Source organism: Nocardia sp. PE-7, from assembly GCF_030486425.1.
In the GTDB taxonomy this organism is placed as follows: Bacteria; Actinomycetota; Actinomycetes; order Mycobacteriales; family Mycobacteriaceae; genus Nocardia; species Nocardia salmonicida_A.
This window is the reverse complement of record NZ_CP129614.1, coordinates 2,426,271-2,448,101: the sequence shown is the minus strand read 5'-3', so window position 1 is coordinate 2,448,101 and position 21,831 is coordinate 2,426,271. Positions and strand designations below refer to the sequence as shown.

Sequence of the window (21,831 nt, the reverse complement as noted above, 5' to 3'; positions counted from 1 at the left end):
GGTCAATAACTTATCGCCCCGATCGGGCGACGACAAGCAGAACGCGCGGAAACCCTGGATGACCGAAGAAGGGGATCCGCATACTGAGCGAACCCCAACCAGAAGTGCGTCGAACTGAGGGGATTCACAGCCTGCGGCCCGTGCCGTCGGGGGTGACGCGACACCCTGGCCCACCGCCGTCATCCCTCCACCTCCAGCCGCATCATGACAGAATCAGTGATAACTTTATGGTTGTTCCACACAGCCTGCGGCGGCATGGTCGCCGTTGTAGTCCACCGAGGACCGGCCACATCGGCGTGGCGGCACTCCCAGTTCGTTGCACACTCCTGGCCGAAGCCGAACCCAGTAGGCAAATCCACATGCCCTCAGACCATCGGGCCCCCTCGATTCCCGAGGCCCACCCCGCGGTTGAAGTCTGCGAGATAGGGCGTCTCACCTCGCATTTCGCGCCGAAAAAAGGTTCCGAATTCAGCTTGACACCCCTGTAAGGCTGGGTTAGCTTCTAGTGGCTCAGATCACAAGTAGCGGTCGGGTCGCCGGAATCGCCGAACAGGCGATCGGGCGTCGAACATGAGATCGACGGGTTGACCGGCGCTGTTCGCCAGGACAACCGGCCTGGAAAGGCATTCAGAATGGCCAGTAATTCTCGCCGGATTGCCGCGGCTGCGGTGGCCGCAGCGTGTGTGTTCTCCGTTGCTTCGTGCAGTGACGACAGCAGTTCCGAGGCGGGCGGCAGCACGACCGCCATCGCGCCGGGAGTCAAGGCGGCCGGCGCCCCGATCAAGATCGGCTTGTTCAATCCCTCGAAGGGCCCGGCTACCCAGGCGGGTGTGACCACCGGCAGGAACGCGGCGGTCGAGTACATCAACAACCAGATCGGCGGGATCAACGGCCGCCCGATCGAGATCGTCGACTGCGGTATCGACAACACCTCGCCGGAATCCACGATCTCGTGCGCCAATCAGTTCGTGCAGGCAGGCGTGGTGGCGGCGGTCGACGGCTACAACGCCGAATCGGCTGCGGCGATGCCGATTTTGACGTCCGCGGCGATTCCGCTGATCGGCCAGATTCCCTTCAATACCGCTACCGGCGCGGTTCCCGAGAACCGCGTGTTCTTCGGTCCGCCGCCCGCGGCATTCCTGGTCGGATTCCTGCAATCGCTGAAGCAGGCGGGCAAGAACTCGTTGACCCTGGTCAACTCCGATCTGCCCCAGGCACATCAGGTGTTCGACGGCCTTTTGACCCCGCTGGGCAAACAGTTGGGAATCGAAGTCAAGAGTGCCTACTATCCGCCGGCGGGACCGAACTTCACCGCGCTCGCGTCGACGATCGCGGACGGTTCTCCCGCCGCGGGCGGTCTGATGACCGCGCCCAACGACAACACCTGCAACAAGCTGGCCCAAGCACTGAAGTCCGTGAAGTATTCGGGCACTGTGTTTCTGGCCGCGTGCACGGAATACGTCGACGTGATGGGCGCACAGGCCGTCGGTGCTCAGTCCTATTCGCCGGTGTGGCTGCCGCCTGCCATCGACTCGGCTCCCGAGCCCGCGAAATCCAATCTGAAGACAGCCGAACAATTCATCGACAATGCCGGTGGAACGGCCGGGTTCTACGCGTACGGCACCTTCGCCACCCTCGTCGATCTCGCCAAGGCACTCACCGCCGCCCCGCCTGCCGAATTCACCGGTCCGGCGATCCTCACCGCACTCAAGGGGCTCGTCGACTACCAGAGTTTCCTCGGCCCGAAGCTGAACTGCGGCAAGGCAACGACGCCCAACTGCACCACCGACATGTTGTTGTTCGAGGTGACCGGGGACAAGAAGACGACACCCGTCTCCGGTGGGTACATCACGCCCAGCCCCGAGGTCCTCAAATTGATTCCGGGTGCGGCGTAACCGATCCGGATGACCTCGGTGGACAGGGCGCTCGCACTATCGGCGACCTGTCCACCGGGGCCTGGGCTATCCACAGAAAACAGGGCACATGGGCCAGTTCTTGCAATTCGTCTTCCTAGGTCTGTCGACCGGCGCGGTCTACGCGGTCTTGGCCACATCCCTGGTGGGTGTGCACGCCGCGACGGGAATCATCAATTTCGCGCAGGGCGCGTTCGCGCTGTGGGCGGTCTATGTCGTCGCGGCCCTGCGAACCGACGGGATATTCGTCCTGCCGCTGGGCAGCATCGCGCTCGGCAGCGAAGATCACCCGACACCCATGGTGGCCGCGATCGCACTGGGAATCGCCTCGGCGACGGTGTGGGCGTTGCTGGCGCACCTGGTGGTGTTCCGGCCCCTGCGTCACGCGCCGGTATTGGCACAGGTGGTCGCCTCGGTCGGACTGATGCTGTTCATCCAGGCGTTGGTGGGACTGCGGTTCGATACCGAAAACCTCTTCGCCACACCGATTCTGCCGGAGAGCACGGTGACTGTGGCCGGTGCGCTGGTGAACGTCTCCGATCTCGTGTTGGCCGCGATCGCGATCGTGATCGCCGTCGGCCTGCGGGCCTATTTCACGCTCACCACTGTCGGCATCGCGACTCGCGCGGGCTCAGAAGACGAACTCGCCGCACGACTGACCGGGTATTCGCCCGACCGGCTGGCCGCGATCGTCTGGGCGCTGACCGGCGCCGCGTGCGGACTGATCGGAGTGCTCGCGGCCTTCACCATCGGATTGAACGAGACGAGCTACACCTTCTATGTGATCCCCGCGCTGGCGGCGGCACTGGTCGGCCGACTGTCCTCCTTCGGCGTCGCCTGTGCGGCGGGATTGACGTTGGGCTCGTTCCAGGCGGTCATCCTCTGGATCGACACCAAGGACTGGTGGCCGAATTGGGCGCAGTCCGGGCTCTCCGACGCTGTACCGTTCGTCATCGTTGTCGTGGCGTTGTTCCTGCTCGGCGGCCGGATACCGGCGCGCGGGTCACTCGGGGCGGTGAAGATGCCCGCCGTGCGTATCCCCCGGGTCAAGATCACCCCGACCATCGCGGTGCTGGCAGTCGCGATCGTCGCGATCGTCGCGACGACCGGGACGTGGCGCTACGGCGTGGTGACCTCGATCATTCTGTCGCTGATCGCGCTGTCACTGGTGTTGCTGACCGGTTACCTCGGTCAGATCTCGCTGGCCAGTATGGCTTTCGCCGGCACAGCGGGCTTCGCGTTGTCGAAATTGTCCACCGAATGGCACGTCCCCTTTCCGCTCGGCATCGTCGCAGCCGCCTTGGCTGCCACCGCGTTGGGCATTCTGGTCGCGGTGCCGGCGTTGCGCATCCGTGGCGCCCAACTGGCGGTGGTGACCTTGGCCGCCGCCTTGGCCATTCAAAGCTTCGTCTTCAACAACCCCTCGTTGACTCCCGCGCAGGGCAACATCATCACCGACCCCACCCTGTTCGGCATCGACCTGGGGGTTCGCGACGGCACCAACCTTGTCACGCTGCCCTTTTCGCTGATGGTCCTGGTGGTCGTCGCCCTCTGCACGCTGGCGGTGATGCGGATCATGGCGGGCGCGACCGGTCGGGCGATGTTGGCCGTGCGGTCCAACGAGCGAGCAGCGGCATCGGTCGGAATCGACGTCGCCGCAACGAAATTGCTCGGCTTCGCTGTCTCGGCGTTCCTGGCCGGCATCGGCGGTTGCCTGATCGGCTACAGCAGAGGCCAGCTCTCGGCGGGTTCGTTCACCGTGATGATCGGCCTGACGCTGTTGGCGATGACTTACGTCGGTGGCATCACCTCGGTGTCGGGTGCGTTCATCGCCGGCACCATCGGCCCGCTGGGAGTCGGCTACGTATTCCTCAATCAAACACTCGAACTCGGCGAATACTACGAGGTCATCGCCGCGACAGTGTTGTTGCTGATGGCCGTGCTCAATCCGGTCGGCGTCGCGGGGGCGGTGGCCTCGGCGATCGAGTGGCTCACCGCGAGGGTCCCACGCCGAAGCGGCCGTGAGATCACCGGCGACCAAGCCGCTGAGTCGGGAAAGAAGGCAGTAGCGCATGTCCGATAGCGTGCAACCCCTGTTGCGGACCCACGGATTGTCGGTTCGCTACGGCGGTGTCGCGGCCAACACCGACATCGACATTGCCGTCGGCCCCGGAGAAATCGTGGGTCTGATCGGACCCAACGGCGCGGGAAAGACGACGTTCGTCGACGCGGTCACCGGGTTCACCCCCTACACCGGAAACGTCACCCTCGAAGGCGTCGCGCTCGACCGACTCGGCACGCATCGACGACGACGCGCCGGATTGGCCCGAACCTGGCAGGCGGGTGAGCTCTTCGGCGACCTCACGGTTGCGCAGAATCTGGCCGTCGCGATACAGCCGACCGGTCTGCGCATGCTGTTCGCCGACATCATCGGCGGTTCGGCGCCGCCGAGCGAGATCATCGACGCAGCACTGGAATTGGTGGGTGTGCCCGGCGTCGCCGACCAGCGTCCCGGCGAATTGACCCTGGGCCAGCAGAAATTGGTCGGGGTGGCGCGCGCGCTGGTCGGCGGTTCGAAGGTGGTGCTCCTCGATGAGCCCGCCGCTGGACTCGACACGCACGAGAGCCAGGACTTCGGTCAGCATCTGCGGCGCATCGCCACCGCGGGTGTTGGGGTGTTGCTCATCGACCACGACATGTCTCTGGTTCTCGATACCTGTTCGCGGCTCTACGTGCTGGATTTCGGTGTCGTCATCGCCGCGGGCGAGCCCGGCCGAATTCGGGAGGACCCACGGGTGATCGCCGCCTATCTCGGCACCACCCGCACCGACGCCGACGACGCGGCCCGACCGGTAGGAGAGCGCAAATGACCACCTCGGCGATGCCGGAGACGCCAGTGATCGAGGTGGAGCCCGCCCTGAACATCGAAGGGCTCACCGTCGGATACGGTGGTGTACCCGCCGTGCGCGATCTGAACGCTCAGGTGCGAGCGGGCGAGATCCTCGCACTCCTGGGTCCGAACGGGGCAGGCAAGACCACCACGCTGCTCGCGTCGGTCGGAGCGCTGCCTGCGCTGTCCGGCAGCATCACCGCGCTCGGCGAACCGCTGGACCGACGGGTGGAGGCCAACGCGCGCCGCGGCGTCATCCTGGTTCCCGACAGCCGGGGCGTCTTCCACCGCTTGTCGGTCGACGACAACCTGCGCCTGGCCCGCCGCAAGCACGGCCCCTCCGTCGATGACGTCTTCGACTACTTCCCCGCGCTGCGGTCGATGCGTTCGCGCCGATGCGGCACACTCTCCGGCGGCGAACAACAGATGCTGGCGTTGGCGAAAGCGCTGCTGTGCGCACCCAAGATCCTGCTCGTCGACGAACTCAGCCTCGGGCTGTCGCCGATCGCCGTGGAGGGCCTGCTCCCCCGGCTGCGTCAGATCGCCGACGACCAGCACATGGCCGTGGTGCTGGTCGAACAACACATCGAACTGGCGTTGTCGATCGCCGATACGGCGGTCGTGCTCCATCACGGCCGGGCCGTGTTGTCCGGCTCCGCGGCCGAGCTCCGCGGCCGCCGAGATATGGTCGAGGCGGCCTACTTCGGAAATGCCGAAGGATGACACCGCCACGAACGGTGCGTGGGACAGCATCGAGGAGGAAGGTTGGCCGGAACCGGGCACCCTGATCGTCGCGCCACAGCGCCCGCGCGCCGCAGCACCCGCAATCGCCCGACCGACTCCGTACTCCTGGACGCGGCGTGCGCGGTGATCGCCGAGGTGGGTCTCGATCGAGCCACGATGGACAGCATCGCTCAACGCGCCGATACCTCCAGGGTGACTCTCTATGCCCACTTCGGCTCCCGCGACGCACTCATCGACGCGGTTATCGAACGCGAGCTCGCCGCGTTGACCACCTGGATGTTCGAGATCTACGACAACGGCGAGGCGATGACCTACGGGCAGCGGGCCCGATATTCGATCGAGTCGCTCTTCGATTACGCCCGCCGCCACCCCGAAGGATTCCGCGTCCTGCTCGACAACCGATACGACGACAGCCACCCAGGGCGTCGGTTGTCCGCCGCACTCGAACCGCGTATCGCCGAACGATTGCGAGCCAACTACGCCGAGCGTGGAACTCCCATCCACGGCGGCGCGGACACACTCGCCACGATGCTCCTCGGCATCAGCTTGGACGTTGCCTACCGCGCCGTCATCCTCGCGGGAGCCGACATCGGCGCGGCCTGCGATCTGGCGATCACAGCCTCACTCGCGGTTCTGCGAGCCGTCGACCCCGAGCAACTGCGTGCCATCGACACCCACGCGCCGACTACGCCGTAAGAGCTCGAGCGCGGCGGCGAGGCGAACACCTCACCCGCCGCGGTCATCGGAACCGTTCGATCAGATGAGAGCGCGCTGCTTCCTGATGCGGTTGCGCACGTCGCGCATCATCGCGTGGGTGCCGGCGAACCTGACGAACTTCGGGATGAAGCGGTTGACGAAGCCGACGAACTGGAAAAGGTGCTCGAACCGGCGCTGATCGGAGGTGCTCCATTCGACCGCCATCTGCTCGCGGAAATGCGGCGGCAGAAAGCCCGCGGTCAGGAACCGCAGCAGGCTGCCGAACGTCACCCGGATGGACCAGTGGATCATTCGCAGGTGCAGCAGATCGTCGATGTAGGCGCGGAATTCGTCGTCGCACACCACCCCCTTGCACGCCTCCAGCCAGTACTCGTCGAACTCGGCGCGCGTCTTCGGCCACATATCGGGGTGTACCTGCAGCGTGGTGCCGAAGGTGTCCGAGCCCTGGTAGAACGCCTCGAGTTCGTCGGCGGTCATCTTGCCGCACAGCAGTTGGTGAGTGTCCTCGAAACCGATGTAGATCGCCGCGGCCACATACATCTGCAAGTTCCGGTCGAAGGCGTTGTATTTGACCTTCGAATCCGGCCGCGACCTGACTTGGCGGTGCGCGACATTGACCGCCTCGCGCATGGCCGACTTGTCCTCGTCGCTGCCGAGAACGGCCACCGCGAGGTAAGCGGAGGTGGTGCGCAACCGCTTCCACGGATGCACCATGAGCGCACCGGATTCGACCTGGCTCTCCATCACACCCGCCGCGACTCCCTGGTGCGCGAATTGCATCGCCACGTTCGCGGCCGCACCCGCGAACATCCAGAAGTCCAAGGCATCGGCCAACTGAGCGGGCCGTTTGCGCGGGGACCGGTGGGTGTCGGGAATGTGGAGGCGAACCCGATCGAGCGTCAGGGCACGTTCCGGCGCCGCGAATTCCACCGCTGGGACGGCCGACCCTCGCCACGCCGGGGCCGCACCTTCCTCGACGTAGGAATCACTGTGTGGGTCTACGTAATTGGGTTCGCCAGGCCTGATTGCCGTGCTCATCGTCATCCTTTCCGAGATGTGCCGCGCGACCGAGCAGCCGAGGCGACGCACAGCAGCCCGACGCACCTCGCGAACGCGGTTCGGTGCCAAGAGTACACCGGAACGCCTTCTATGTTACTGACTATTCCGCTACTTGATGAAGAGGATCCGGAATAGGAATAGCATTTACAAGATGATTGACAGCGTCGCTCGCGGTCACTAAGTTCATGACTATTCACCCCTAGCCGCGAAGCGGGCATGCGCCGCGGCGCTGGGTGGACACGACGGGAGTTCGCTCCCGGAGCACAAGACTCGCGGCGTGGGATGTCCAGGCCCTGTTGTCCCCACTGCCGCGAGTCCTGTGTCCGCGCCCTGCACGAACCCGCCCGCCGACCGCTCGTAGCGTCCGGCGGGCACTCGTGTATCGGCGCGCCCTCAGAGACGTTCGATGATGGTGGCGTTGGCCAAGCCGCCCGCCTCGCACATGGTCTGGAGCCCGTAGCGACCGCCGGTCTGTTCGAGATGGTTGACCATAGTCGCGAGCAAACGGGTCCCCGAAGCACCGAGTGGATGGCCGAGCGCGATGGCGCCGCCACGCGGGTTGACCTTGGCCGGATCGGCGCCGAGCTCGTGCTGCCAGACGAGCGGGACCGGAGCGAACGCCTCGTTCACCTCGAAGGTATCGATGTCGTCGACAGTGAGTGAGACCCGGTCGAGCGCCTTACGGGTCGCGGGGACGACGGCGGTGAGCATGAGGGTGGGATCGTCGCCGACGACGGCGAAGGAGTGGAAGCGGGCGCGAGGGGTCAGACCCAGTTTCGCCGCCATCGCCTCGCTCATGATGAGCGCGGCCGACGCACCGTCGGTGAGCGGCGAGGAGTTGCCTGCGGTCACCGACCAGTCGATCTCGGGAAAACGGTCGAGGAAAGCGGAATCCGTGAAGGCGGGGCGCAGGTTCGCCAAACCTTCGACAGTGGTGCCGGTCCGAATCGTCTCGTCGGCGACGAGGTCTCCGGCGGCGACGAGCTCGGCGTCGAAGCCTCCCGCGGCCGCGGTGGCGGCAGCCAGCCGATGCGAGCGCGCCGCGAACTCGTCGAGGACCGCGCGGTCCAGTTTCCAACGGGCCGCGATGATCTCGGCCGCGATCCCCTGCCCGATCAGGCCGGCCGGGTAGCGAGCGGCGAGCGGGCCGCGCAGGGAGTCCTTGCCCTGGGTGTTGGAGAACATCGGAGTCCGGCTCATCGACTCGACGCCACAGGCGATCGCCACGTCGTACGCGCCGGCGAGCACGCCCTGGGCGGCGAAATGCACGGCCTGCTGGCTCGAACCACACTGTCGATCAACCGTGGTGCCGGGCACCGACTCCGGGAATCCCGCCGCCAACACCGCGGTCCTGGCGATGTTGTTGGCCTGTTCACCGCTCTGGGTGACACAGCCGGCGATCACATCGTCGACGAGGGCCGGGTCGATCCCGGTGCGTGCGACCAGCTCGGCCAACACACCGGCCAGCAGCGTGGCCGGATGTACGGACGACAGTCCACCGCCGGATTTACCCCGACCCGACGGTGTACGAACCACATCGACGATGACAGCTGACATCATGAACCTCCTGCACGGTCGCCGACCATACGACGACATCCCTCGAGTAAGTTAATATTCATTCTTATCACTTGCTGTGGGATCGTGACCAATATGCAGCTATTAGGCCCATATCGGGCTAATATGTTAGCTTCGATTCCGCAGCATCACGAGTTGGGGGCATGATGCGCGGGCCGCATCGGCACCGGCACACACCCCTCAGCGGCCTCCGGTGCCGATGCGGCGATCTCCGCGCTCGCGATCGGTCGCGCCTACCCGCACGCCGCGCGACCCGCGAGATGACGCCGCGGCACGACCTGCGACGGCGCCCGATTCGACGCCCTATAGGCAATCCCGAATCTATGAGATATGTTACCGGTAATTCTCATCACAGCGATGAGAATGGGTAGTAACTTGATCTTCGATGTTCACCCTCCCGAGTCCTGGAAGCTTCGATGCTTCGCAAATGACTCGCGGGAAGCCGAGATCGTTCTTCAGGGCCCACCCCTGAAGAACGCTCGACAACAACATCGCACCGCCAACGACGGCCGCCAGCAGGCCGGACGTCGTCCAAGGTCCCGAGGAAGGACACCGGTACCACCATGTTGCGACGGCTGGACAGGTTTCTCAGCTATGAGATGAAGGTGTCCGAATTCCTCGGCACTCTCATCATCATCGGCATCCCCTACGGACTGGTGGGGGTCATCTGGACGTTCACCCACACCAGCCATCTGAGTGACCTTCACGGGGTCGATCTGATCGCCTCGTTCGTCGGATCGATCGTCTGTTGGCCGGTCCTCATCTTCGCGAATGTGACGATGACCTGATGATGGCGCTGGTTTGGGTCATCGACATCGTCGTGATCATCGTCAAGATCCTGGGCGGGCGGACACAGGTCAATCCTGTTCTGCGACTCGGCATGTGGATCGCGCTGCTCTGCGTCATCGCCTTGTGTCTGGCGGTCGTCGGCGGACTCGTCGTCCTCCTCGAACACTGGCTGAGCTCGCTCTGAGCAGCCGGGAACACATTCCCCCGCAGCAAGAAAGGATCGGTGCAGCGTGACGCCGCAACCGGCCACCGAACCGTCCGAGATCGGACGGCTCATCGACAGCGCCACCGGGCTCTGGCGACGGCATCCCCAACAGTCGCTCGAGACCCTCGGCAGGCAGGTCCTGCTCGGCAGGGCAACGATCGCGCAGCTGTTCCTGTCGCTCGTGCAACGGCGATTTCCGTTCCAGGAGTTCATCAAACAGTGCGCGTTCATGGCCAACGTCTCGGCGTTGCCGACCGTGTTCGTCGCGATTCCGGTCGCGGTGGTGGTCTCGATCCAGGTCGGCGCACTGGTCAATCAGGTCGGCGCCACCACCTTCATCGGCGCGGTCGCCGGGCTCGGCATCATCCGCCAGGGCGCACCGCTTGTCACCTCGCTGATGATCGCGGGCGCGGTCGGCTCGGCCATCTGCGCCGATCTGGGCTCCCGCACGATCAGAGAAGAGATCGACGCGATGAAGGTGATGGGCGTGGATCCGGTGCGCAGACTGGTCGTACCTCGGCTGGTTGCCGCCGTCCTGGTGAGCATGCTGCTGTGCGGGTTCATCGTGTTCGTCGGCTTCGCCACCGCCTACATGTTCAACGTCTACGCCCAGCAGGGCACACCGGGATCGTTCATCAGCTCGTTCGCCTCGTTCGCTGTCGCCAACGACCTCGTGGCCGCGCTGTTCAAGGCGGCGATCTTCGGCCTGCTCACCGCGATCATCGCCTGTGACATCGGCCTCCACACCAAAGGTGGTCCGGGCGGTGTCGCGAATTCGGTGAACTCGGCGGTGGTCACCTCGATCCTGATGCTGTTCGCCACCAACATCATCGTCACCCAGCTGTACAACATCTTCTTCCCCGCGAAGGTCGTGTGAGATGGCCGCCGAGTACATCCCCCCGGCACTACGTCCGGTCCGTGCGATCAAAGCGACCGCCAAGATCCCCGTCCAGGCCAATCAGCGCCTCGGTCACCAGGCGATCGTGTTCTTCCAGGCCCTGATCGCCATCCCGTTCACGCTGCGCCATTACCGCAAGGAAGTCGCCCGCCTGGTCGCCGATGTCGGCTGGGGTAACGGCTCGCTCATCGTCGGCGGCGGCACCGTGGGTGTGGTCATCGCGCTGTGCGCGTTCGGCGGCATCACCGTGGGAGTCGAGTCCTATACCGCGTTGAACCTGCTCACGATGGGACCGCTGACCGGGGCCATCTCCGGCTTCGCCACCACCCGGGAGATCGCGCCGATCCTGGGCACGCTCGCCTTCGCCATCCAGTCCGGTTGCCGATTCACCGCGCAGCTCGGCTCGATGCGGATCTCCGAAGAGATCGACGCGCTGGAATCCATCGCGATCCGGCCGCTGCCCTACCTGGTGACCACCCGGATGATCGCGGCCACGATCACCATCATCCCCCTGTACACCCTCGGGCTGGCGGTCGCCTATATCGCGACCAAGCTGTCGGTGCTGTTCCTCGGCGGGACGACCGCAGGCACCTATGACCACTACTTCTTCCAGTTCCTGATCGGCGGGGACGTGTTCTTCTCGATCTTCAAAGTGGTGGTGTTCGTTCTCATCGCGGCGTTCATCCAGTGCTACTACGGCTTCGTCGCCTCCGGCGGCCCCGAAGGCGTCGGGGTCGCGGCGGGCCAGGCCATCAAGATGGTCATCGTCGTCATGGTCTTCACCAATCTGTTTCTCACGCTTGCGATCTGGGGCATCGACCCCGGATTCCGGATCTCGGGATAGGTCGATCGAATGATTCTCGATCTCAGCGGCCGCGGCCCCAAACCCCTGCAGCTCACGCTCGCGGGACTGGCGGTGATCACCGCGTTCGCGGTCGCTCTGTATCTGCTCGCCCTGCGCTACAACGGCGAGTTCGAAGACACGGTGGTGGTCGGTGCCGACCTCACCAGTACCGGCGACGGGCTACCGCAGCGCGCCGACGTGAAGTACCGCGGCATGCTGGTCGGCTCGGTCGGTTCGGTGGAGATGGTCGCCAAGGGCGAACGCCAGCACGCCACTTTGGAGCTGAAGCCGGGTCTGGCGCAGACGATTCCGAACACGGTCACCGTGCGCGTCATCCCCGACAACATCTTCGGCGTCTCCTCGCTCCAACTCGTGGACAATGAGGCGACCGCCGAAGGGCTGCGCGAGGGCGCGCTTATCCGCGAGGACACCAGCGAGGCCACGATCCAGCTGCAGACCACGCTCAACACCCTGCGCGATGTGCTCGACACCATCCAGCCCGAAAAGCTCGGCCGAGTGTTGGCCACCCTGTCCGCAGCGCTCGATCCGAGCAGCCGGGTACCGGGTTCTACGGTGGAGCGCCTCGACACCTGGCTCACCACCATCCACCAGATCCCCGAAATCGGCCATCTGCTCGGCAATTTCGGTCAGGCGGCGACCGCGCTGAGCCAGTCGGCACCGGAACTTGTCGGCGTACTGGCCGATTCGGTGACCACTGCGCGCACGCTCAACGAGCACCGCGCCCAAATGGTGGAGCTGCTCACACAGGGCAACTCCGCCATTGAATCGGTCAACGCCCTGTTCGCCGCGAATCCCGATTCGGGCAAAGAATTGGTCTCCGGCCTGGACCAGCTGCTCGGTGGCATTGCCAAGGATCCCACCACACTGCAGTCGACGGCAGCCAACCTCAACAACTCGTTGCGCAGGCTGCAGCAGACGTTCAACTTCGGCCCCAGCAAGCAGATGACCTGGCGTATGGATGTGACGTTCACACCGTTCCAGCAGTACACCGCCAAGGACTGCCCGCACTACGGCGAGATGGCCGGACCCCGCTGCGGTGGCCCTACCGTGCCAGAAGTCGCACCGCCGCAAGAGTATCCGGCACAGATGCTGCCGAAGCGACTCGAGTCCGCCGGACCGGCACCGGCGCTGCCGATTCCCGGGCTACCCACACTGCCGAGCATCACCGTGCCGACTGTTCCCGGCATGCCGACGCTCCCCGGCCTGCCCGCCATTCCGGGTCTGCCCGCCATTCCGGGGATCACCGCACCCGCCTCGTCTGTTGATCCAGCGCCTGGCGCCACCCCCGCGGCGCGGCCTCGACTCAGCGGCATCGCCGCGGTATCGGAACTGGTCGGCGGGAAACCGACGTTCAGTCAGCTGCTGCTGCTCGGATCGATCCTGGGCAACATCGCCATCGTCCCCGACATCGAAAGTGGTGTCCAACAGTGAAATCCAGCAAAGCACTGCTCGGATTCAGCTTCTTCGCCGTCCTGGCGACGCTGCTCACCTACACGATCTGGTCGACCCTGCAACGCAGCGTCCCCGGCAACACCAAGAGCTATTCGGCGGTCTTCACCGATGTTCTCGGATTGCGCATCGGCGACGACGTCCGGATGGCGGGTGTGCGAGTCGGCCGGATCGACAAGATCGATTTCACCGACAACTACATCGCCAAGGTCGACTTCCAGATCGAGGCGCGCCAGCACCTGACCGACACCACCAAAGCCCTGGTGCGATACCAGAATCTGATCGGTCAGCGCTACCTGGCGCTGGCGCCGGGCACCGGCGAGGGCACCGTTGTGCCCGCCGGCTCGCAGATCCCGCTCGAGCGGACCGAGCCGTCCTTCGATGTCTCGGCGCTGTTGTCCGGATTCGAGCCACTGTTCAGTGTGCTGCAACCCGACCAGATCAATTCGCTGTCGGAAACGCTCATCCAGGCATTGCAGGGCAACGAGGTGTCGCTGGCGGCGCTGATCACCCAGGCTGCCCAGTTGGCCGGCACCTTCGGTGAACGCGACCAGATCATCGGCGATGTGCTGAGCAATCTCAGCTCGGTGATGGCGGGTCTGGCCAACCGCAGCGACGAGCTGGAGACCCTGATCACGCAGACTCGCAGTCTGATGGACGGGCTCTACACCGAGGGTGAATCGCTGAAGAGTTCGGTCGAACGGGTGGCGGGCGCGACGAACGGCCTTGTCTCGCTCATCGAGCAGGTCAAGCCCGGATTGGCCGACGCGCAACGCAACGCCACTACCGGCGTGATGATGTTGCTCTACAACGGTGCCGCCCTCGATCGCGCTGCGGTCGAATTCCCTGACTTCCTCAACGGCGTCGCCCGGTTCACCCAGTACGGCACCTACGGCAATGCCTACATCTGTCGCCTCGACGTCTCGCTATGGGGCGTTCTCCTGCCCGAGGGCGTGTTCTCGCAGGTCGGCGGCACCTCACAATCGGAAGTGTGCCGATGATCAAATCACGCGTTCCAGCGTTTCTGCGAGACAACCGGCACCTGCGGCTCGGCCTGATCGCGGCCCTCTCGGTGCTGGTATTGCTCGGCGGTTCGAGTCTGATCAACCAGGTCCAACTCGGCGACAAGACCGTGCACGCCGAGTTCGCCCAGGCCGCCGGCTTACGGCCGGGCGCGACAGTCGATGTCTCCGGCATCGAGGTCGGTGAGGTCCAGGCGGTGAAGCTGGTCAACGACCGGGTGGAGGTGGCGCTGCGGATCCGCAAGGACATCCGTCTCGGCGCCGACGCCCACGCGGCGATCAAGATGTCGACCATCCTCGGCAGGCTGCACATCGTGCTGCGGCCCGGGAACGGAAAAGAGCTCCCCGACAACCGGATCCGGCTCGACAACACCGAGGTTCCGTACAACCTGAGCAAGGTCATCCAGGATCCGCAGTACACCTCCTCGTTCGAGCGGATCGAACGGATCGACCCGGAGAAACTGCGCACCGCACTCGATGTGTTCAGTGCCCAGCTGGGCGATTCACCCGCCATGGCGGTACAGGCCCTCGACAGCATCGGCGCGCTCGCCCAGGTGATCAACAGCAGGCGCGACGAGGTCGACACCCTGCTCAAGAGCATGGACCAGGTCTCCCAACTGGTCTCGGACAACCGCAACAGCGTGCTGGTGCTGCTCACCAGGGGCGAAGCGATCGGGGCCGCCGTGCAGAAGCGCCAGACCCTGCTCACCCAGCTGCTCGACAACGTCGCCGACATGTCGAGGCTGCTCCAGGACATGGGCATCGAGAACAACGGTGAACTCGGACCGCTGATCGCGAACCTCAACACGATGGCCGACGGCCTGACCAAGAACAAGGAGAACCTGGACCGGATCTACGAATATGCCCCGGTCACGTTGCGCCAGTTCAACAATCTGCTCGGCAACGGTCCCTATGGCGAGATCTGGGCACCGTGGATCCTTCCGGACAACTGGCTGTGCTTCGCACAGGCCATACAGGGGTGCAACTGATGAGGACCACACGCACGAGCAAGTTGGCGGCGGTCTGCTTGGCCGCGACACTCGCCTCGGGCTGCGCCCTGCTGCCCGACAGCGTGACCGGCCTGGGTAATCAGGTGTTGGGCGCGCAGAAGCGCATCAGCGCCGACTTCGAGAACGTGGCCGGACTGTACGCGGGCAACGAGGTCTCCGTGCTCGGCGTGCCGGTCGGTGTCGTCGATTCGGTGACACCGCGCGGCAGCTACGTCGAAGTGGTGATGTCGGTCGACCGCGATGTTCGCATTCCCGCCGAAGCGATGGCGGCGCTGGTGTCGCCGCAGCTGATCACCAACCGCCATGTCGAGATCGCCCCGGCCTATACCGGCTCAGGGCCCGAGCTCGCCGACGGTGCGCATCTTCCGCTGTCTCGCACCAGGACACCCGTCGAACTGGACCGGATCCTGGCCAACTTCGATCAGCTGGGCGAGGCGCTCAAGGGCGACAGCCAGAGCGGGCCCATGGCGAGCCGGGTGCTCTTCCCGCTGCTCGACGGCAACGGCGACCGGTTGCGCGAAACGCTCGACGAACTGTCGGCGGCTTTCGAGCTGACTTTCGCCAACAAGGATCAGATCGCCAACACCGTCATCGAACTCAGCGAGATCACCCAGATCATCGCCGACAACGATCAAACCGTCCGCGATTTCAGCGGTCGCATCACCGAGTTGGTCGCGTTGTTCGGACAGCAGTCCCCCGGTCTGCAGGCGGTGCTGACCCAGCTCGACGACTTCATCACCAATACCTCCTCGGTTGTCGGCCAGAATCAGGATCAGCTCGCGGGCGCGCTCACCAAGTTCGTCGCGATCGCAGCCCAGATGCGGGCCAATGCCCGCAATCTGACCGAGATCATCGATGTCGGTCCGCTGATGTTCCAGAACTTCGACAACGCGATCAGCCGGGAACACCAGGCGCTGCGCCTGCACGGTCTGCTCGACAAGATCGTGCTCGACAGCGAGGTGGTCTCGCTGTTCTGTGAGCGCGTCCAGATGCGTCTGGACGGCTGCCGCACCGGAAAAATCTCCGATATGGGCCCGGACTTCGGGCTTACCGCCGCGCTGTTGGGACTGACGAAATGACTTTGCGCACCACGCTGGCAGCGGCCTTCTGCGCCGCTGCCGTGGCCGCATCGAGCAGCGGCTGCTCGATGACCGTGGCCGAGCTGCCGATGCCCGAACCGGGTATCGGCGGGCCCGGCTACACCTTGCACGCCACTTTCCGGGACGCGCTCAACCTGCCCAACCGCGCCCACGTGAAGATCGGCGGCACCGACATCGGTGTCGTCACCGGAATCTCGACGACCTCGTTCCTCGCCGACGTCGAGATGCTGATCCGCGACGACATCCAACTGCCGCAGGGCACCACCGTGGAGCTGCGCCAGGCGACCCCGCTCGGTGACATCTTCGTCGCTATGACCCTGCCCAGCGCCGAGACCGCCGGACCACCGCTGCGCGAGGGCGCGACCATCGGCACCGAGCTCACCGCATCGGCCGCCTCGGTCGAGCAATTGATGATGTCGGTGTCGATGCTGATCAACGGCGGCGGACTCAACCAGGCAGCCAAGGTCACCTCCGAGCTCAACTCCATCTTCGCGGGCAAGGCGCCCCAACTGCAGCACTTGATCGGGGAAATGACCTCGGTCATCGAGGCGCTCAACGCACGTACCGGCGACCTCGACGCGACGCTCACCGGGTTGTCGGTGCTGACCGGCGAATTGGCTCGGCGCAAGGCCGAACTCGGTGCCGCGGCCGACGACTTCCCGCAACTGATCGGGCTGTTCGCCGAGAACAACCAGGCCATCGTCGACCTGATCAACAAGGTGGCGGTGACGATGGACGCCCTCGGCGACTTCAGCGCGACGAACGGGCCGCAGTTCGTCAGCTTGTTCCAGAGCATCCAGAATCTGATGTCCGGATTCTCGCAGATGGGTGATGACCTCACGGGCACGCTCGACGGCCTTCACAAGATCTACCCCTCGGTGATGGACAGCGTGCAGGGACCGACGCTGGCCGTCGGAGCGATCCTGTCCTACCTCGATGTCGGTGCGATCACCGATCCGGCCGGCAGCCGCTGGCCCGACGGCACCGACGTGCCCGCGTTCATCGGCAGTATCACCGACGTGATCGCCAAGGTGACCGGCCGCCTCAACAGCACACCGCAACAGCCGATCCAAGAGGGGCCCCGATGAATTCACCGTTGTGGGAGTGGCTGGTTCGCCGTCGCATCGCGGTCGCCAATGCCGGCTTGGTCGTCGTCCTACTGCTGGGCAGCGGGTACCTGGGCGGTGCGGTCCTGCGGATCGACCCGACGAACAAGCGCTACGTAGTCACTGTCGAACTGGCCATCTCGGGTGGACTCACCAAGGGCAGCGACGTGACGTTCCGAGGCGTTCGGGTCGGCCGGGTCGATGACGTGCGGGTCGCAGGCGACGGGATCGCGGCCGTGGCCGAGATCGAGGAGGGCACCCGGATTCCGCTCGGCGGCACGGTCGCCGTCGCCCGTTTGTCGGCCGCGGGCGAGCAGTACCTGGATTTCCGCCCCGAGACCGATACCGGGCCGTATCTGCGCGACGGCTCCGTCATCGCCCGGGCCGACACTGGTGTGCCTGTGCAGGTGCAGTCGGTCCTGTTGAACATGTCGGGCCTGGTCAGCGGATTGAACCCCGAACGCCTCAATGTCATCGTCAACGAACTCGACAAAGCGCTCGCGGGCGGTCCGGACGGTTTGCGCAACATGATCTCCGGGATCAGCCGCGCGATGGCAGGGCTCAACGATCTGCTGCCGCAGACCGAGCACCTGCTGCGCAATCTCGAGGTCATCGCCTCGACGACCGCGCATGCGCAACCCGACCTGGGGACTCTGACCAATGCGGGTAGTGCCCTGTTCCAGCAGTTCTCCGCCGCCGATGCCGAATTGCGGCACCTGCTCCAGGAGGGTCCGGGTCAGCTGGCCACGCTCGGGGGCTTCATCTCCCGCACCCAGAACCCGATCACGGACCTGGTGACGAACTTCGTCGCGATCACCCGCGCGGCCAAACTGCGTCAGCCCGCGATCGAGTTGCTGTTTCCGACGCTGAGCCGCTTCTCCGAGGCGGTCGGCATCCCGGCGCACGACAACGCCTTCTTCACCCTCGTCGACCCGTGGCCGCGACCGACCTGCGACTACGACACCGTGCCGATTCTGCCCACGCGGGCCACCACTGATACCAGGGTGCGGCTCTACAACTACTGCGTCACGGACAACCCCGCGCTGCAGATCCGTGGGTCGGCGAACGCACCACGGCCCGCCGGACCCGACAACGGTGCGGGACCGCCGCCCGGTGTGACCGGTGACGAACTGTCCCAGCCCTCGGTGCCCGCACCAAGATAAGGAGCACGAAAAGCAATGACCAACGACGAAACACCCACCAGCGCAGCACCATCGGAAGGGGTCGCGGACACGGCCGATGCGAAGACCACCACCGCGGCCAAGTGGTGGGCGATGGACCGCAAGACTCTCGGCCTGCGCGGCGCTACCGCGATCGTCCTCGGCGCCTCGGTGGCGACCTCGGTGTTCCTGTTCGTGGAGAACAAGGGCAACACCGATCTCCTCGAGGCCCAACAGCAGGCCCGCGAGGCCGCGTGCCACTACGCCCCCGCGTTGGCCGACTACGACAGCAAGAGCCTCGACACCTACTTCAAGGCCGTCCTCGCGGGCGCGACGGGTGACTGGAAGAAGCAGTTCGAATCCACCAGCACCGAGCTTCGCGACGCCCTCACCCAGGGTGAGGTCGTCTCGAAGGTCACCGATACCCAGTGCGCGCTGCGCTCCGGCGACGAGAACTCCGCCGAGGCGATCGTGGTGATCGGGACGACCATCTCCAGCCTGGGCACCGAACACAAGGCCAAGCCCAGTCAACTGTCGATGGTGTTCGACCTGCGCAACGACGGCGGCCGCTGGCTCGTCGAGAAGGTGAACTCCCCGTTGACCTCGCCACCCACCCCATGACTCGGTCCGGCGGATCGACCTCACGCCCCGAGGCGATAGCATGACAGGCAAGATCATCGGGAATTCACTTTCCCCGCGCGGAACAAAGGGTAGGACGACGAGCAACCAGGCAGACGAATCCCCCGCGGATGCGCCGACCCGCCAGGTCAGGCGCAGGCCGAAAAATCGTCGTGCCCAGATCGCGGCGGAATCGGCCGCCGCCTTCGGCGCGCACGGGTACCACGGTGTGAGCATGGACGACATCGCGCGGCGCCTCGATATCAGTTCCACCGCGCTGTATCGGCACTTTCCGAGCAAGTACGCGTTGTTCCGGGAAGAACTTCTGCGGTTGTCCGGGATAGCCCTCGGCGCGGTCGAACTTCCCGCCGAGGCCGCCGACTGGACGCCACGCCAGCGCGTGGATCATGTGCTCGACGCCATCATCGGCTTGACCATCACCAATCGGCCGACCGTGGCGTTGGCCCGCTGGGAGCGTCGCTATCTGGAGCCGGCCGATCTTCAGGAATTCACCGATCAGTTCGCTGTGGCCGTCGCCACGCTGCGCAAGCTGATCGGCGAGGTACGACCCGAGCTGGACGGTCGAGACCGGGCGGTTCGCGCGGTCTCGATCTTTGCTGTGGTCAGCAGCATCGGCGACCATCACGCCACCGTGCCGGCGAAATCTCTCGCCCGGCTGCTCCATACGACCAGCTGGACGTTGATCGATGCTGATCTCAGCGGACTCGACGACACCGAGCCTGCCGATCTCGAGCGCGCGCAGACACAGCCGTTCAAGCACGATCTACTGCTGGGCAAGGCCGTCGAGCTGTTCCACGAGCGCGGCTATCCGAATGTCAGCATGGAAGACATCGCCGCCGCCGCGGATCTGTCGGCCGCCTCGGCGGTATATCGCTATTACCGCAGCAAGAGCGACCTGTTGGTAGCGGCTTTCCGACGCGCCGCCGACCGGGTATCGGGAGCGATCGCGCCCGCGGTGGCCGCAGCGGACACCCCTGCCGAGGCACTCGGCACCCTGATCGATCTCTACGTCTCCGGTTCGTTCGCCGAGCGCGCGCTGACCTTCGTCTACTACGCCGAGTTCAGCCATGTCGACCAACCCGACCAGGTAACCCTGCGCCATCTTCAACAGTTGATCATCACCGAATGGGCGAAGTTGGTCGTAGAGGCCAGGCCGGACCTGCCCATCGGCGAGGCCCGAATCCTCGTGCACGCGGCGTTCAGCCTCGTGGTCGACCTCGGGCGCACCTTCGGCGACCACGGAATCAGTCCGCAGGAGAAGGTGATCCGTTTGCTCGAAACCGTTCTGCTCGGTCAGCCCCTGCCGCGGTAGGCAGCGACTCACGCCGCAATTCCAGGGGCGTCCGACCACGACCGGTCGGACGCCCCCTTGAATCTGCGTCTCAGAGTCCGTAGGTTTTGCCGATGATGTCACGCTGGATCTCGCTCGTACCACCGAAGATCGTCGAGACCAACGCACCACGAACATGCTTTTCCATGTCGAACTCGCGCGCGTACCCGTAACCACCCATCATCTGCATCCCCGCCAACGCGACCAGCTTCGATGTCTCGGTCGCCTTGAGCTTGGCCATCGACGCCTCCCGCGCGAAAGTCTTGGACGGATTCGCATCCACCGCCGCAGCGACGCTGTAAACCAACAGTTTGGTGCACTCGATCTCGGTCGCGAGATCAGCGACCCGGTGACGCAACGCCTGGAACGTCCCGATCGGGCGACCGAACTGCTTACGCTCGGAAACGAACTGCAACGTGTCCTCGAACGCACGCTCAGCCGCACCCAAACTCATCGCGGCCAGGATCAGCCGTTCGAAGTTCAACCCCGTCATCAACTGCCGCCACCCGTTACCGACCTCACCCACGACCGCGTCCTCCGGCAGCACACAGTCGGTGAAGTAGAGGTCGTTGGTTTCTTTCTGGTTGCCCATCAACTCGATCGGGTTGATCTTCAACCCCGGCGTGCCGGCGGGCACATGGAACATCGTCAAGCCCTCGTGCTTGCCCCCGCTACGGTCGGTGCGGGCCACGAGCAGGATGTTCTCCGAGATATGGGCGTTGGAACACCACGTCTTCTGACCATTGATCAACCACCCATCGGTGGTCTTCTCCGCGCGGGTGGTGATGTTACCGACATCGGACCCGGCTTCGGGCTCTGACATCGAGATCGACTGCGACGCACCGCGCACGATGCCCCGCAACACCGTGTCTTTCTGTGAGTCGGAGCCGAACTTGGCGTAGGCGCCACCGGTGATCAGCGTCGGCCCGATCGCACCGATCGGCAGCAGCCCACGCAGGCTTTCCTCGAGCAGGATGCACATATCGACCATCGTGGCGTCGGAACCACCGTATTCCTCGGGCACCGTGAGCCCGAGCCAGCCGAGTTCGGCCATCTTGGCGTAGAGGGCGGGGTTGTGTTGCTCGGCGTCGTGGTCGGTCAGCGCGTCACGCTTTTCCCGGGTGCCTGCCTCGCGTTTGGCGAACGCGGCGACCGCTGCCGCGAAATCTTGCTGTTCCGGGCTGAATTCGACGCCCATAGTGTTTTCTCCCTTGTTTCGTGAGTTGAGGGTCAGCTACCTGTCGTCATCGAGCGGCTTGCCGTTCTCCTGGTGGATCAACGCGCAGAATTCATCGATGTTGGCGATGAGACGCTTCGCTCTCGCCGCAGGGCGGCCTTTCCGGCCTCGGCGCCGATCCCC

General features: G+C 64.9%; 20 protein-coding genes. 17 read left to right on the top strand and 3 right to left on the bottom strand.

What is annotated here, in order from left to right:
* The first annotated feature begins 632 nt into the window (after nt 1-632).
* From QX204_RS11440 to QX204_RS11420, 5 genes are all read left to right on the top strand, one after another.
* On the top strand, nt 633-1,895 hold the full coding sequence (locus QX204_RS11440; protein WP_301906660.1) for an ABC transporter substrate-binding protein: 1,263 nt from the start codon (nt 633-635) through the stop codon (nt 1,893-1,895).
* Between the two features lie 88 nt (nt 1,896-1,983).
* On the top strand, nt 1,984-3,996 hold the full coding sequence (locus QX204_RS11435) for an ABC transporter permease (protein ID WP_301906659.1): 2,013 nt from the start codon (nt 1,984-1,986) through the stop codon (nt 3,994-3,996).
* Nucleotides 3,986-4,783, top strand: coding sequence for an ABC transporter ATP-binding protein (locus QX204_RS11430; RefSeq protein ID WP_301906658.1), 798 nt, complete (start codon nt 3,986-3,988; stop codon nt 4,781-4,783). Before QX204_RS11435 ends, QX204_RS11430 begins: the two co-directional genes overlap by 11 nt.
* Nucleotides 4,780-5,526: an ABC transporter ATP-binding protein gene (locus tag QX204_RS11425; RefSeq protein ID WP_301906657.1), complete on the top strand. Its 747-nt coding sequence runs from the start codon at nt 4,780-4,782 to the stop codon at nt 5,524-5,526. Before QX204_RS11430 ends, QX204_RS11425 begins: the two co-directional genes overlap by 4 nt.
* A gap of 42 nt (nt 5,527-5,568) precedes the next feature.
* Nucleotides 5,569-6,243 (top strand): TetR/AcrR family transcriptional regulator, encoded by a 675-nt coding sequence (locus QX204_RS11420; RefSeq protein ID WP_301906656.1) that lies wholly within the window; start codon nt 5,569-5,571, stop codon nt 6,241-6,243.
* Between the two features lie 60 nt (nt 6,244-6,303).
* On the opposite strand, the gene QX204_RS11415 is transcribed toward QX204_RS11420, so the two are convergent.
* Together QX204_RS11415 and QX204_RS11410 are read right to left on the bottom strand one after the other, a co-directional pair.
* Entirely contained in the window at nt 6,304-7,302 is a 999-nt protein-coding gene (locus QX204_RS11415) for an oxygenase MpaB family protein (RefSeq protein WP_301906654.1), read from the bottom strand.
* A 414-nt stretch (nt 7,303-7,716) separates the two neighbouring features.
* Nucleotides 7,717-8,883 (bottom strand): thiolase family protein, encoded by a 1,167-nt coding sequence (locus tag QX204_RS11410; protein WP_301906653.1) that lies wholly within the window; start codon nt 8,881-8,883, stop codon nt 7,717-7,719.
* A 578-nt stretch (nt 8,884-9,461) separates the two neighbouring features.
* Here QX204_RS11410 and QX204_RS11405 point away from each other — a divergent pair.
* From QX204_RS11405 to QX204_RS11350, 12 genes are all read left to right on the top strand, one after another.
* The gene (locus tag QX204_RS11405; protein WP_301906652.1) at nt 9,462-9,686 is read left to right on the top strand and encodes a hypothetical protein; all 225 of its coding nucleotides are present in this window, start codon (nt 9,462-9,464) and stop codon (nt 9,684-9,686) included.
* Complete coding sequence (locus QX204_RS11400) at nt 9,686-9,871, top strand: hypothetical protein (RefSeq protein WP_301906651.1); 186 nt, start codon at nt 9,686-9,688, stop codon at nt 9,869-9,871. Before QX204_RS11405 ends, QX204_RS11400 begins: the two co-directional genes overlap by 1 nt.
* A gap of 79 nt (nt 9,872-9,950) precedes the next feature.
* Nucleotides 9,951-10,769, top strand: coding sequence for an MlaE family ABC transporter permease (locus QX204_RS11395; RefSeq protein ID WP_235569592.1), 819 nt, complete (start codon nt 9,951-9,953; stop codon nt 10,767-10,769).
* A gap of 1 nt (nt 10,770) precedes the next feature.
* Entirely contained in the window at nt 10,771-11,634 is an 864-nt protein-coding gene (locus tag QX204_RS11390) for an ABC transporter permease (RefSeq protein WP_301906650.1), read from the top strand.
* A 9-nt stretch (nt 11,635-11,643) separates the two neighbouring features.
* The gene (locus QX204_RS11385; protein ID WP_301906649.1) at nt 11,644-13,086 is read left to right on the top strand and encodes an MCE family protein; all 1,443 of its coding nucleotides are present in this window, start codon (nt 11,644-11,646) and stop codon (nt 13,084-13,086) included.
* Entirely contained in the window at nt 13,083-14,105 is a 1,023-nt protein-coding gene (locus tag QX204_RS11380; RefSeq protein ID WP_301906648.1) for an MCE family protein, read from the top strand. The genes QX204_RS11385 and QX204_RS11380 overlap by 4 nt, the downstream gene beginning before the upstream one ends.
* Nucleotides 14,102-15,115: an MlaD family protein gene (locus QX204_RS11375; protein WP_301906647.1), complete on the top strand. Its 1,014-nt coding sequence runs from the start codon at nt 14,102-14,104 to the stop codon at nt 15,113-15,115. The genes QX204_RS11380 and QX204_RS11375 overlap by 4 nt, the downstream gene beginning before the upstream one ends.
* Nucleotides 15,115-16,215 (top strand): MCE family protein, encoded by a 1,101-nt coding sequence (locus QX204_RS11370; protein WP_301906646.1) that lies wholly within the window; start codon nt 15,115-15,117, stop codon nt 16,213-16,215. The genes QX204_RS11375 and QX204_RS11370 overlap by 1 nt, the downstream gene beginning before the upstream one ends.
* Complete coding sequence (locus tag QX204_RS11365; RefSeq protein ID WP_301906645.1) at nt 16,212-17,324, top strand: MCE family protein; 1,113 nt, start codon at nt 16,212-16,214, stop codon at nt 17,322-17,324. Before QX204_RS11370 ends, QX204_RS11365 begins: the two co-directional genes overlap by 4 nt.
* Complete coding sequence (locus tag QX204_RS11360) at nt 17,321-18,505, top strand: MCE family protein (RefSeq protein WP_301906644.1); 1,185 nt, start codon at nt 17,321-17,323, stop codon at nt 18,503-18,505. Before QX204_RS11365 ends, QX204_RS11360 begins: the two co-directional genes overlap by 4 nt.
* 15 nt (nt 18,506-18,520) lie before the next feature.
* Nucleotides 18,521-19,123, top strand: coding sequence for a hypothetical protein (locus QX204_RS11355; protein WP_301906643.1), 603 nt, complete (start codon nt 18,521-18,523; stop codon nt 19,121-19,123).
* A 232-nt stretch (nt 19,124-19,355) separates the two neighbouring features.
* The gene (locus QX204_RS11350; RefSeq protein ID WP_367620176.1) at nt 19,356-20,453 is read left to right on the top strand and encodes a TetR/AcrR family transcriptional regulator; all 1,098 of its coding nucleotides are present in this window, start codon (nt 19,356-19,358) and stop codon (nt 20,451-20,453) included.
* A 70-nt stretch (nt 20,454-20,523) separates the two neighbouring features.
* Here the strand turns inward: QX204_RS11350 and QX204_RS11345 are convergent, their stop codons facing one another.
* On the bottom strand, nt 20,524-21,669 hold the full coding sequence (locus tag QX204_RS11345) for an acyl-CoA dehydrogenase family protein (protein WP_301906641.1): 1,146 nt from the start codon (nt 21,667-21,669) through the stop codon (nt 20,524-20,526).
* Nucleotides 21,670-21,831: the final 162 nt, after the last annotated feature.